We start from the raw sequence: 14,205 nt of genomic DNA, 5'->3' as shown, positions 1-14,205 counted from the left end.
AATGCTAAAACCACGCAACTGAAATATACACAAAAACGTTTACATTTATTTCCTAAACCCAGGAACCCCACTCAAATACCACTTAAACCGCACCCCAATTTCATTAAAAGTAAAACCAGCTGCTGTAGCAGAGGCAATATTACTTCGGGTGCCATAAAGGTTTAACAACGCACGTTCTGTAAACTTATAACCTAGTTTTCCTTGTATGCGGTAGGTGCTTTGGTTGCTATCGTCTTCAATATATTGCAAACCTGTAGCTGCAGTTAACTCGTAAAACCACGCCTTAGGTTTTGTAACAGCTTCATCTTTTATAATGTTTACAAATACTTCGCCAGCATTAAACTGTTTTGGACTAAAATAAATGGTTGGTACTTGGTTTTTAAACGTAATGTATTGGTAGTTTAAACCCGCTTTTAAGGCAGGTTTTGCAAGTATGTTATAGTAAAGCGAGGTAAATAATAAGTTTCTAGCATTATCATCGTTTTGCCAGGTGTAAAAATACTGTGTAAACCAACCTAAATTAAAATTGGTACTTAGGTTATAGTTGGCGTACAAGTTATTCATCACGATTTCTCTGTTTAATAATTCGGCATTAAAACTTTGTACGTCGCTTTTATATCCAATATCTAAAACTTGTAATTTAAAGGGTTTGATGTTTAAGGCTAAATCGGTTACCAATTGCGTATAATCGTTCGTGTTTGCTTTAGCTGCTGTTACGCCAGCAGTTCCTTTAAAGGTTATGTTTGGTAACAGTTGGTAGGCTAAACCCAATGAAACATCGTTTGATGTGGCATCAAAATTAGTAACTTTATTGGTTGTGGTTCTGTAGCCATAACGCGCCAACCATTTAAATTTCGTTGAGGTTGGAAATTCAATATTAGTTTGTACTGCAAAGGCTTTGTTATCGCCATTATCAAAAGAGTAGGAGGCTTTAGTTTCCCAAAATGGTGTAAAACTCGTGTTTAAGCTTGTAATAAAATTGGTGGCATCTTTTTGCTTGTCGTAAAATTTTAAGGTGTTTTCTGCAGATTGGTAGGCGTCATCATATTTTCCTAAAGCTTTTAAGGCATTGGCTTTTCCTAAATTACCGTCAAAAGAGGTGCTATCATTTTCTAAAATACGGTTGTAATCCGCCACACTTTTTTTAAAATCACTTTTATAAATATTTAAGGTAGCACGTAAGGCTAAAATCCAATTTTCGTTGGGTTGCGCTTCATATAATTCATCTATTAAAACTTGAGCCTCTTTATAGTTTTTATTCCAAATAAGCGCTTGTATATAACGTTCTTTGGTGTGTTGTATTAGCGTCGCATCATTTAAGTTTGAAATTGTGTTATACGCGTACTTACTAATGTTTAAAGCGGCTTTGTCTTTGCCTTTTAAATGGTTTACTAAGGCTAATCCGTTTAATGCTAGTGTTTTGTTTTCTGGAGTTTTGGCTATGGTGTTGTATGTGCTTTCAGCGTTATCAAGTTTGCCTGCAATTAAATAGAGGTTGGCTAAATTTAAAAGCGTGTCTTTGTCATCTTTAAAAAGGGTTAAGTTATCTTTTAAAAGGCGCTCCGCTTCATCATAATTTTGAGCTTGCTGCTTTTGATACGCATAGCCTAAATACATATATTTTTTTGAGGTTAATGCATTTTGGTTTCCTGGAGAAACCTTTAAAGCTTTATCTACATATATTAAAGCAGCATCATACATTTTAAGATTAGATAGCGTATTGGCATATCCTAAAAGTGCAGCAAAATTGGTGCTGTTCTCTTTAATTAGGGTTTCGTAATAGGATTTTGCAGCCTTATAATTTTTATCCCATAATAGGCTTTCGGCATAGTTAAGTTGTATTTCAAAATCGTTAGGGTAGGTGTCTAACAGGTCTGTAAAAATACCTACAGCTTGTTTAGAGTTGCCTAATAAGCCAACGGCTCTACCATAACACAGTTGTGCGGTTTTGTTTTTTGGGTGTGCTTTTAATACCGTTTCAAAAAACGATGCTGCTTTTGCATATTGGCCAGTTTCTAAATAGGTGAAACCTTCTTGCATATTTTGAGTATACGCCAGAGTGCTTATAAAAATGGCGATTAATACGTAATAAAATTTAGTGCTCATTATGTGTTTTTATGATACTGCAAGTTACGGACAAAACCTAGGTTATTAATCTACAGCAATCTACCATTCACCGACATTAAACTGCCAACCAGTTAATGCTTTACTATATTTAATGTGAATGATGGTTTGCATTAGCGCAAAACGCAAAGGCATTATCAAATTTAAAAAAGGCTAAGCTTAAGCTGTTCTATTTGTAATGTAATGCAATTTGCCCAAGCTGCCCTACAATTTTAATAGAATCTTTCATAGACAGTTTAGAACCATCTGCATGTATCCATCGTTTTAAAGGTTGCTCACAGATGTATGAAATGGCTTTTTTCTTTCCGTAATGCTTTCGCATGCGTATAAAAATCTCAACATCAAAAATCCAAGCACTTATAAACTTATCATTAAACATGTGTTTTACAATATCCTTATCCATAATTTTTGCACCACATTGGGTATCGTTAAAAGGCATCCCTAATATCGTTCTTATAATAAGGTTTATGGTTTTACTAATAATTTTTCTGGCAGATTCTTTGGTAATATCTGCACCCATCCGGCTCATTCTAGAACCACTTACAATTTTAAAATCTGAAGTTTCAATAGTTTTAACCAAATCATCAAAATCTCTAAAATCGGTGGATAAATCGGCATCTAAATAGCCTATATAATCCAATTGCGGATCTTTGGCTAAATGTAAAACACCTTGCCTCACAGCCTCAGCTTTACCGCCGTTTTTTTCGCAGTTGTATACACTAATATTAGTTTCTCTACCTTTTTTTAGGTTATTTAAAACTTCTAGTGTTTTATCGGTACTACCATCATTTACAAAACACAAATGGTAGCCCAAGTTACTGTCTACAAAATCAATAAACTCTTTACTTAATAAACGCTCTTCTTCATTATAACACGGTATTACTACACCAACACAGCGTTTTTGAAGCATTTGGTCTTTGGTGTCTTTGTTTTGAAGTTTATCTATTTTAATACCAAATATTCTAGAAATTCTTACGGTAACTTCGTTTAATGATACGGGTTTTTTCATATAATCATCAATACCCAAATCAAAACCATCAATAATAGTATCTTCACTGGTATTTCCTGAAAGTACTAATATTTTTACTTGAGATTTTTTTTCGATTCTTATATGTTTAACAACATCTAAACCAGACATGCCATCCATATTTATGTCTACAATTACAATGTCGGGTTTATAGGAATCAAATAGTTCTAAGCCTTCTTCTCCTGTACTAGCACATTTGATGCTAAAACCTAAATCGGTTAAATGTTTTTCTAATGATAACAGAATTAATTGCTGATCATCAATGGCTAAAATTTTTATCATGTTGGTAGGTTTTTGGGGTTGCTATATCAATTTTAAGTTCAATTTTTTTGACCTTAGATGTTGTAAATATAACTTTTTTTTGAAGGAAATGTATTATTTTTTTTGTATTTTTTATCGACAAATGGTATATTTGTTCGTTTTCGTGTCAGATTTTAGCAATTAAAACGAAGATTATTTTAACCCCAAACCAACCATATTATGAAGTTAGCCATTGTAACAGCCTACCCACCAAGTAAAGTAACTCTTAACGAATATGCTTACCATTTAGTAAAGCATTTTAGGCAAAAGCAAGAAGTTTCAGAATTAATTTTATTGTGCGATTATACCAAAGCCGAAAAAGATATCAACTTTACTGAAGCTGGTTGTAAAATTACCATAAAAGAATGTTGGTCTTTTAATAGTTACAAAAATATAGTGAGCGTTACAAAAGCTATAAATGTAACAAAACCCGATGCCGTATTGTTTAATTTGCAGTTTATGAAATTTGGTGATAAAAAAGTTGCTGCGGCTTTAGGGCTAATGCTACCTTATGTATGTAAGCTGAAAAAGATACCAAATATCGTGCTGTTGCATAATATTTTAGAGGAGGTAGATTTAGGAAGTGCTGGTTTTACATCAAATAAAGTTTTAACAAAGTTATACAGTTTTATTGGTACCACGCTAACCAAGTTAATTCTTAAAGCAGATGTTGTGGCTGTGACCATGCAAAAGTATGTTACTATATTAGAGAATAAATACAACGTAAAGAATGTGAAGCTGATACCACACGGCACATTTGAAATTCCTAAAGAGCCTAATTACATAACACCATCAGACCCCATGCAAATAATGGCTTTTGGGAAGTTTGGTACTTATAAAAAGGTGGAAGCGATGATTGAAGCTGTGGAAAAAGTACGAAAATCGACCGATTTAAACTTAGAGGTTGTTATTGCTGGGGAAGATAACCCCAATGTACCAGGTTATTTAGCACAAGTAAAGGAAGCTTATAAAGATGTACCGCAAATTCGCTTTACGGGTTATGTTGAAGAAAACGAAGTTCCTGTATTGTTTAATGAAAGTACAGTTGTTGTTTTTCCGTATACGTCTACTACAGGAAGTTCTGGTGTTTTGCATCAAGCAGGAAGTTACGGTAAGGCTGTGATTATGCCCGATTTGGGAGATTTGGCTCTTTTAGTTAAAGACGAAGGCTATCAAGGAGAGTTTTTTGATCCTAAATCTGTGGATAGTTTAGCCAAAGCTATTGAGAGTATTGTAACTAATAATGATTATAAAGTTAAGTTAGGACAAATCAATTATAAAGCTGCAACGGCACACCCTATGTCGGATATAGCAGATATGTACCTTAACACTTTTAAAGCTGTAGGAGCTTAGTCTCTATGTTTTAACCATTCATCTACAGCTATGTACAACTGGACGAAATAGGAGAAACGCTTAATGCTTTTTCCTAGATATTTGACCCAGATTGACTTATTACCCCAAACTTATATTAACAAATTAAACTTTAAACTTATGGCACTCAAAATCACACAAAACAAAGAAATTTTTTCAGTATCAGGAATCATTAATGCTATTACAGCTGCAAACTTCAAAAAGCATATCAGCTTAGGTATGAAAGATGTTGAAGAGTTGGTTATTGATATAGAGCATGTAACAGAAATTGATTCTAGTGGAATGAAGGCAATGCGATCTTTATATGCAGATTGTATGGCAATAAATAAAAGAGTTTATATTGTTGGAACAGGGTGCAAAGAAGTGTATGACGATTTGTATGTAAGTAATGTAGCCTAATTGTATCACCCCAAATTTATGTTATGATGGATTTCCAGATAGTAAATAATAAAGGTGTTTATGAAATACATGGTGATTTTACAACTACCAACACAAATGAAGCAGCTCTATATTTCAGCAACTTATTGGATAAGTATTATGAAATAGTGATATGCTTAAAAAAAGTGAGAAAATTTGATGACAGTGCTCTGAAAGTTATGCAGTTTTTAACTAATAAAGCCACAAGACGAAGTAAAACACTCTTTGTTCTAGGAAAAAACAATAAGCGTATTACAAGTTTATTTAACAAAACTAGTTTAAAAGGTATTTTTAGAAATGATTATGACTGCTAAAACTTTACTAAAAAAAATTACGCCAGAACAGCTATTCATGTTAAGTGTTTTAGCTGTTAATGGCGGTAATTATTTATATAATCTTATTTTAGGAAGATTATTAGGTCCAGCTGAATTTGCCAATGCAGCAGTACTTATTACGTTTTTATTGGTATTATCATTTGCAGCTATGACGTTTCAGTTAGTAACTGCAAAATTCTCGGTACTTTTTGAGCATCACATCTTTAAAAGCTTTATAGCAAAAGTGTATAAAAATGCACTTTTGGTTGGGATTTTAATGGGATTACTCATTGTTATTTTTGCTTCAGAATTACAAACCGTTTTTAACACATCGTCTTCAAATATGTTTATTGTATTTGGTTTTGGTGTGCCTTTATATTTTTTGATGAGTGTAAACAGAGGTGTTTTTCAAGGCAAAAAAGCATTTAAACAGTTATCGATTACGTACCAATCTGAAATGTTAAGTAGATTAATCATCACTTTAGGATTAATTTTAATTTTTAATATTCAATCTTCAGTAGTTATTGCTATTGGTATTTTAGCATCGTTTGTATTTGGCCTGTTTCCTTTTAAAACTGAACATGTGTCGTTTAAAAAAGCACTAGCGCTTCCTGATGCAGATGCAAAAAGCATTAAACATTTTTTTATTATTACTGCATTTTATGAATTAACACAAATCATCATCAACAATAGTGATATTCTGTTAGTAAAGCATTATTTTGAATCGTATGAAGCGGGATTATACGCGTCTTTAGCTTTAATAGGTCGTATTGTTTATTTTATCGCTTGGATGTTTGTAATGTTACTACTACCAACTGTTGTACAACTCAAAAAAGATGGTAAAGAAACCGCATCAATACTATTTAAATACATCGGTTACATTGCAGCAATATCTATCACAATTATTTTGGTTTGTTTGAGTTTTCCAGAGCTTATTATTAATATTTTGTTTGGAGAAAGTTATATCGCTATGGCGCCTTTGTTATGGCAGTATGCTATCGCTACTTCTATGTTCGCGATATCTAATATTTTCGCGTATTACTATCTGTCTTTGGATAAATATGTGCCAGTAGTTATTTCTGGTATATTTGGTGTATTACAAGTAGCTCTTGTTATCTTTTTTCATGACAGTTTAGCACAGGTAGTACATGTACAAATTATTGCCATGGTATTGCTTTTAGTAATTCAGATCGTGTTTTTTAAGCTGGATTCTAAGTCTTCAAAAAAGGTATAATAAAACCCTTTCTTCAAAATTGATGCGATTTATTGTCGCATATGCTTCGCGTTTTCGAAATGGCTAAGCCATATAAATAAGAGAACAATAGTTTTCAAGAAAATGAATACTATTGAAATATTTCATATAAGACAACAATGCTCCACTAAAATTAGCTTAATCTAAGGTAATTTGCCATTCGTCTACAGTAAAATTCCAACCATCTAAAAACACCAGCTTTAGTCTCTACTATGCTGGATATTTGTAGTGTTATTATTAAAAATATTTAAAACCAAATCATTATGAAATTAGCAATCGTTACAGCATATCCTCCAAGTAAAGTTACTTTAAATGAATATGCATATCATTTAGTAAAACACTTCAGACAAAAAGAACATATTACAGAATTGGTGTTACTTACAGATACTACTGAAGGAAAAAAAGACATCAACTTTACAGAAGATGGATGCAAAATTACAGTAAAAGAATGTTGGACATTTAATAGCTATTTAAATATTATAAACGTTACTAAAGCTATTAATAAGGTAAAGCCTGATGCGGTATTATTCAATTTACAATTTATGAAGTTTGGCGATAAAAAGTTTGCCGCTGCATTAGGACTAATGTTACCACTTGTATGCAAATTAAAAAAGATTCCAAATATTGTATTGCTTCATAATATCATGGAAGAAGTAGATTTAGGAAGTGCTGGATTTACAAGTAATAAAATCATGCAAAAAATCTATGGGTTTATTGGTAGTACTTTAACAAGATTGATTTTACAAGCCGATACTGTTGCTGTAACCATGCAAAAGTATGTAGATATTTTGAACAAAAAATATAATGCTGAAAATGTAAAATTAATTCCACATGGTACGTTTGAAATTTTAGAAGAACCCAATTACGAAACACCTCTAGAACCTTTTAAAGTAATGACCTTCGGGAAATTTGGAACCTATAAAAAAGTAGAAGGTATGATTGAAGCAGTAGAAATGCTTAGAGACGTATCTGATTTAAATATGGAAATAGTAATTGCTGGGACAGATAACCCAAATACTCCTGGATATTTAGAAAGCGTACAAAGAAAATATAGCCACATTAAAGGCTTAACATTTACAGGATATGTTGCTGAAGAAGATGTACCAAAAATATTTAAGGAAAGTGCTGTCGTAGTATTTCCATATACATCTACTACGGGGAGCTCTGGAGTACTTCACCAAGCAGGAAGTTACGGTAAGGCTGTTGTTATGCCAGATTTAGGCGATTTAGCTTTATTAGTACAAGATGAAGGCTATAGAGGTGAGTTTTTTGATGCTGAAAGCCCAAGTAGTTTAGCTATTGCTTTACAGAAAATTTTAGAAAATAATTTATACCGAGTAGAATTAGAAAAAGCAAATTATAAGGCCGCTACGGCATATCCAATGTCTAGAATTGCAGATATGTATATTAATACTTTTGAGTCGATAATAGATAGAAAATCTTCAGTAGAAACGATACAATCTCAAGAAGCTATTCTTTAGAAATATATTTAAAAGCAGGCTTAGTCTCTCCGTTTTGGTCGATAAACCCAAAATGCTCTTGAGTCTGTTTTCTCCAAGGAAGTCGTCCAACGACTTCCTTTGGTATTTCAGTAAAGTCGTAAAGTGTCCAAGACATAAACGGAATATGATACGATTTAAACAGTGCTTGAGCTTGTTTATAATACGCTGTTTGATCATCTTCTGAATTTCCAAAAGGATGCCATAATCCTCTGTTAGATGACATGCCAAACTCTGTGATAGCCAAAGGTTTATTTGTAATTTCTAACTTTAAGCTTTTATAAGTGTCTTCTAAATCGTTCAAATCTTCATAATAATGAAAACTAATAACATCTAGTTTATCTTTTAATATTGTAGCACTTTCAGCATTAGACCAACCAATGGTAACGGGGTGTGTAGTATCTGTGGATTTTACTAAAGCAATCATATTATCCAACCATGCAACAACTAATGCTTTTGTTCGTGATTTAAAATCTAAATTGGGTTCGTTCTTAATATCCCAAGCTAAAAGCGCAGGATAATCTTTTACTGCCTTTACAATAGTTTTTGCGTGATGTTGATTAAGTGTCCAGTTTAAAACCGAATAATCGCCATAAAAATCGAATAGTGTGATGACAACTTTTAAGTTTTGAGCTTCAGCTAAATCTAAAATTTGTTTAAGTTTATCAAGCTTTTTAGCTTTCACATTTGCTTTACCAAAATCTTCATATGGCACAAAAATCCGTATTGAATTTAAACCAGCATCTCTTATAATTTTAAAATCTTTAGCTATAATCGAAGCATCAAATTTATCGCCATACATATCCCAAGGCGACGCCTGCGGATAATAGTTAATACCCTTAATTTCTGTAACTTCAGTTTGAGCTGGAATAAATTCGTTTTTATAATCTTTACTTTGTTCTTTTATGATGTGTCTAATACGCCAAAAACCATCTTCTAAAAGAAGAATGATTTTATATGTAGATTGTTCTGTGATTTCTAATAAGAGTGTGTCATTTTCAAAAACACGTTTAAATTCAATAACTTTTTCATCTGTAATGACTGCCAATTGTCCATCTTCACTAAAAAAATCAAGAGTAAGATGGTGCTCTAGTGTAGTCCCTTCAATAGTAATATTATTTGATTTGTTTTGGGCTACTAAGCCAATGATGTTTTTTCTAGCATTTTCAGTATAATAATCTTCAATACCTGCTAGTGTATTCGTTTTATATGCTACATGTTTAACATACCAAGCGTCTAAATAATCATTTTGAAGCGCATCTAAAGTTTGTGCATCCATTGGTCTGCCTTCATTTTTTAAAGGTGCCCATTCCAGTTTTGGTAAGTATTGGTCTATTTTTTTAATTTCAGTATGTAACATGGTGCTTCGGTCTGCACCAGTATTTAAATAACTATATAAACTGCCAATACCAAATAAAATAAAGGCGGTAATAGCAATGTAAGACAGCATTAAAACACTACGCAATATGTGTTTGTTTATTCCTGTCATAGTTTTATATTTGGATATGCTTTTTCAATGCCAGCAGTTTTAATTTTGATTGTATAGTTTGTGCTAGGGAAGTTGTTATTATCTAATTTAAAAGTGGCATAACCTTCAAAAGAACTCTTAGTAAGTGTGTCTAATTTTACATCATTTTGAAAAATGGTAAGTGATACTTTTAAACCATCAGGCACCATTTGATTCATAAAACTTTTTAAAGGGCCAATGGTTACCGTTCTATTATCTTCTGAAAAATCAACGTTAAAATCTGAGATAATTTGTTTGTATGCTAATTCAATGGGTTTACTTTCTGCCATACCTTCTATATAGGCTTTAATAGTCCAATGGTCTTCATGATCTGGATGAATCATTTTAGCAATAGCGATACCTTTTATAGTTGTGCCAGAAGTTTTTAAAATATGGTTTGAACGGTTTGTGATAAAAAAATCAACATAGGTGCCATCGCTAACTATGTTATTGTATTTGTCTTTAATAATTGATGTGGAAAAGGTGGTAATTTGATTACCATCAGCATACCCATGATTTCTGTGAAACGAAATGCTAAAATCTGTTGGTATTGCGGGTAATACATTAAGCGTAAATTCTTTAGAATTTAAGTCTAAACATTCTGAGGATACTAATATTCTGCCCGTTTTAATGTTTGAATATATATTTTTATATGCAATTCTGTTTTTTACCAGAATAGTTTCCTCATTCTGGTTTTCTAAAAATTGATGTTTCACGGTAACTTGAGTACTGTCAGCTAAAGGATTATCTAAATTATCTGTTGGAATAACAACTAGCATAGAGTAATCGGTTCCTCCAGCTTGAATACTTGGTGGTCCTAAATACGTTTCTAGAGCTACTGCATTTTGTTTAGATATAATTGAGAATACTCCAGAAAGGGAATTATTTGCTAACAATTTCCAATTAACAACTCCTGCCTTATTACTTATAGAATTTGGGATTTGATAATTTAGAATTCCAGATGCTACACTAGGTTTAATTAAAGTAGATCCATAACTATTACTGATATACAAACTGGGTGTCTCATTATCAGTATTTGAAAACTTTAAGGTAATAGATTGACCAGCTTCAAATCGAGTGGTTTTAGTAATCAATTCTATAGTTCCATTATTTCCATAGGAAGGCATTGATAGAAAAACCGTCCATCCAAAAAGAAGTAAATATGTGTGTTTCAATGTCATTAATTAGGGTTTCCTATATAGGTGTTTATTTCAATTTTAATAAAACTATAGTTTTTATTTTCTATGGGTTGCAAAACGGTGTGCGTTTGATTTTCAATTCTGTTTGGAACAACTTTGTTAGAAATAGACGTGTTTGGTAACCCATTCACGAAACAGTTTTTCATATCTGCGTTTATAACCTGAATCGTGTCATTTTTAAGCATAGGATAATCAAACGATTGTTGTCGCTGTTGCCTGATACCTTCTGCAATAAATTGATGATCTACCCAAAGCATATTTTTATTTTTATCGTAATACGTGAATAACAATTGCGGAATGGTAACTTCTTCTAAACCAGAATTAAATAGTTTTCCACTTATGCTTTCTTCTGAAATATCTAAATCACTCAAGGTAGTCCCTTTATATAAATCTGATCCTGAAACATTTCCTGCTGCTTGTAAGTTGAATTTTGTGGGTTGTTCTTCAAATTCAACAGGTGTAAACTCATCTGGATTAAAAGTTTTTGGAATAGAATCTTGTGTTTTTGACCATGCAATGCCTTCAAAATTAATTTTAAAAGAACTTACTTCCTTAGGCATGAGTTTATGCTTTACATGGTATTTAGCATTGTAAGTAGCAAGTTGTTTATTGTCATCATTATATAAGGTGCCTTTTAATACTACATCGGCCGGAACATTATCTATATTTTGAACTTCTCCTATTAGCGCATAACTACCATTATGTTTTACCAGTTTTGCTGATAAGATTTCTAAAACAGGTTGTTTTAAAACATCTTCGTGGTGGGTTTGTTCTGTGGTAATGCGTCGTCGCCCTTGGTTAAAATATTTAGTAACATTATCAGAATACAATTGGTCTGGTGGCAAATCTAAATCAATATCCTCTGGGTTTACATACCATTTCCCTTTCAGTTTTACTAAAGTTTTATAATCGGTTTTATTAATTTTTTCTAAAGGTGTAATCCACTTAGTATTCACTTTTACAGTTGCTAAACTATCGGTTTTTGATGTTACGATGGTTTCAATAGCATCTAGTTTAGCATAAGAACTCAATAAACCATCAGTAACCGATATTTCCAACATATACTGCGCAATTGGCAAATTACTATTTGGGTTTATTAAGCTATGTGCGGTTTCAAACTCTTTAAAATCTAAGGCGTCATAATAAGCTAATAACGCATTTTCAGGAGAATGATGTGAATCATTTTTTATATAGAACAAATACATACCATAAAATATAATTATAGCTAGAATAACAGACCAAATATGAGTAATTCTTAAAACACCTTTTGAGAATTTAGTATAGTTACTCTTGATGTTTAAAAATTCAGGAATAGTTGTAGTTTTTGTCTTTAAAGCATGTATCCAAAGCATTTGAATATTTAGAATAAATGCGACAATAACGGTTAAAAAAGGCATAATACCCCAAAGTATTTTTAGCCATTTTGCAACATCGTCTTTTGGTAAAATAGAAGATACAGGAGGCACATTTAATTTTTCCCAAACTTGAATTCCGTTTTCTAATTGTCGTAAGCGTTGCCACCCACAGAAATATAAGATAGGATCGTAAAACTTATCGTTAGAAAAAATATACTTAAAATTATATTTTTCTGGTGTTGTTAAAAACTGTTGTAAAGAGCCTATACCTTCAACCCCTTTAAATTTAGAATTTTCTAAGCGTTCTATAGGTCGGGTTGTTAATTCTGGTAATCGTCTTGCAGAATGGTAATTACCATCAACACTCATGGCATTAGTTTGTGCAGATAACCATGCCATTTGATCTCCAAAACCTAAAGTCATATACCGCCAATTATCGTGCTGATCTTGATTAAGGAAATTAATAATAGGCAACATTTTTATTTGCTGAGGTTGCGATGGTCTAAAATAGCTGAGACTCATGGTGAAAATGGTCATAAATAAAAAAAGTCCAGCTAGCAATCCACCAATAAGTCTATGGTAAATAGCACCAAACTTTTCTTGAATAAGCTGTTTTAAATCGCCTTCAACAAAACGATATACAAACTCTCCAAAAAGCGGTAAAGACATAATAGAAGCCCATAATGTAAAACGGTCTAATGTTAGGATATTAAAAGCTGTTTCTCCTAAAAATAACCGTGGAATAAATGTGGTGCCTCCAGTTCCTAAAACGGTAAGAATTGTTATTGAGAGTCCAAAAAACAAGTAACGCTTACTGTAATATCTATAGAATATGTATGGCAATAAAATGAGTAAAACGCCCCACGGAATTAAAAAGAACACCAAACCAGATGAGGTAATCTCTAAAAAATTATCTCTAGACCCATGCGGAATGGGAACTTGAGTTATTGGGTTATTCTTAGAATTTATCCAATAAGGAAGAATACAGCCAACTATAATAACTAAGGATAGCATTCCAAAACTTATAATGCGTTTAAAAAGTTTAAAAAAGCTATTAATAAATACCTTGATTGTAATGGCTCTAACCGAATCCACTTGTTCTCTTGATACATCCATAATAACCATACCTATTAACGGGAAAATGAAGAATATCATTCCAAATATGGGCGTGACATGATGAGAAGTAACCGTAACAGATATTAGCGAAAGTGATGTTAATAGGTATTTATATCGCCCTGTTTTTAACCATAAATATATTTCTGGTAACGCATGCATTAAAACAGAAATACCAATAATACTAGGTAATTGACCAAATACATGTAAAGTTTCTACAAAAGAGGATGATAAAACTGCTAAAATGGCAGCGTAACCAGCTACCGTTTTATTTGATGTTATAAGTAGCGAAAAGCGATAAACACCAGTAATAAAAAGCACAATGCTTATTAAGGCTACAGTAAACATACCAAACTTCAGTCCGCCTATTAATGAAAGTGCTGCAATGGATTGATGCACTAAAGGCGGGTAACTCATTACAGTAAAACCCGTATACCATTTGTAATTCCAAGGCTCAAACCAGCTATTGGCATAATGATCAGCAAAAAACAAATGGATTAGTGCGTCGTAGGTGGTTTCTAGTGTGAAAAAAATAGATGTACCGTGAAATGCAATACCAATAAGTAAAGCTACAATTAAGTATTTATTTGAGGTTTCTTTCATTTATCTTTTTGAACGGTAATCGCTACACGGTAAAGATAAATAATTTAATTACTGCGTATAATTTTATTTAACTACGCAAAACTACCATTCGTCTACACATGTCTATGGCTTAAGCTAAATATTA

At 32.4% G+C, this 14,205-nt stretch carries 10 protein-coding genes; 5 read left to right on the top strand and 5 right to left on the bottom strand.

The window, feature by feature from the left end; genetic code table 11:
* Positions 1-45: 45 nt before the first annotated feature.
* Both Q0772_RS08620 and Q0772_RS08615 read right to left on the bottom strand, forming a co-directional pair.
* Entirely contained in the window at positions 46-2,106 is a 2,061-nt protein-coding gene (locus Q0772_RS08620) for a tetratricopeptide repeat protein (protein WP_298343003.1), read from the bottom strand.
* Between the two features lie 187 nt (positions 2,107-2,293).
* Entirely contained in the window at positions 2,294-3,430 is a 1,137-nt protein-coding gene (locus Q0772_RS08615) for a response regulator (protein ID WP_298343556.1), read from the bottom strand.
* 201 nt (positions 3,431-3,631) lie between these two features.
* On the opposite strand from Q0772_RS08615, the gene Q0772_RS08610 reads away from it, so the two are divergent.
* The 5 genes from Q0772_RS08610 (at position 3,632) to Q0772_RS08590 (ending at position 8,286) form a co-directional block, all read left to right on the top strand.
* On the top strand, positions 3,632-4,804 hold the full coding sequence (locus tag Q0772_RS08610; protein ID WP_298343001.1) for a glycosyltransferase: 1,173 nt from the start codon (positions 3,632-3,634) through the stop codon (positions 4,802-4,804).
* Between the two features lie 138 nt (positions 4,805-4,942).
* On the top strand, positions 4,943-5,221 hold the full coding sequence (locus Q0772_RS08605; RefSeq protein ID WP_298342999.1) for an STAS domain-containing protein: 279 nt from the start codon (positions 4,943-4,945) through the stop codon (positions 5,219-5,221).
* Between the two features lie 23 nt (positions 5,222-5,244).
* Positions 5,245-5,553, top strand: a complete 309-nt coding sequence (locus Q0772_RS08600; RefSeq protein ID WP_298342995.1) for an STAS domain-containing protein — start codon at positions 5,245-5,247, stop codon at positions 5,551-5,553.
* Positions 5,543-6,787 carry an oligosaccharide flippase family protein gene (locus Q0772_RS08595; protein WP_298342992.1) on the top strand — a complete coding sequence of 415 codons (1,245 nt, stop codon included), beginning with the start codon at positions 5,543-5,545 and terminating at the stop codon, positions 6,785-6,787. Before Q0772_RS08600 ends, Q0772_RS08595 begins: the two co-directional genes overlap by 11 nt.
* A gap of 281 nt (positions 6,788-7,068) precedes the next feature.
* Positions 7,069-8,286, top strand: coding sequence for a glycosyltransferase (locus Q0772_RS08590; RefSeq protein WP_298342989.1), 1,218 nt, complete (start codon positions 7,069-7,071; stop codon positions 8,284-8,286).
* Here Q0772_RS08590 and Q0772_RS08585 read toward each other — a convergent pair.
* The 3 genes from Q0772_RS08585 to Q0772_RS08575 are packed head-to-tail and all read right to left on the bottom strand — an operon-like array spanning position 8,276 to position 14,081.
* Entirely contained in the window at positions 8,276-9,793 is a 1,518-nt protein-coding gene (locus Q0772_RS08585) for a cellulase family glycosylhydrolase (protein ID WP_298342987.1), read from the bottom strand. The genes Q0772_RS08590 and Q0772_RS08585 overlap by 11 nt on opposite strands.
* Positions 9,790-10,992, bottom strand: a complete 1,203-nt coding sequence (locus Q0772_RS08580; protein WP_298342984.1) for a hypothetical protein — start codon at positions 10,990-10,992, stop codon at positions 9,790-9,792. Before Q0772_RS08580 ends, Q0772_RS08585 begins: the two co-directional genes overlap by 4 nt.
* Positions 10,992-14,081: a hypothetical protein gene (locus Q0772_RS08575; protein ID WP_298342982.1), complete on the bottom strand. Its 3,090-nt coding sequence runs from the start codon at positions 14,079-14,081 to the stop codon at positions 10,992-10,994. The genes Q0772_RS08580 and Q0772_RS08575 overlap by 1 nt, the downstream gene beginning before the upstream one ends.
* Positions 14,082-14,205: the final 124 nt, after the last annotated feature.

The organism is uncultured Algibacter sp. (assembly GCF_947490405.1).
GTDB lineage: Bacteria > Bacteroidota > Bacteroidia > Flavobacteriales > Flavobacteriaceae > Algibacter_B.
This window is presented reverse-complemented; position numbering and strand designations above follow the sequence as displayed.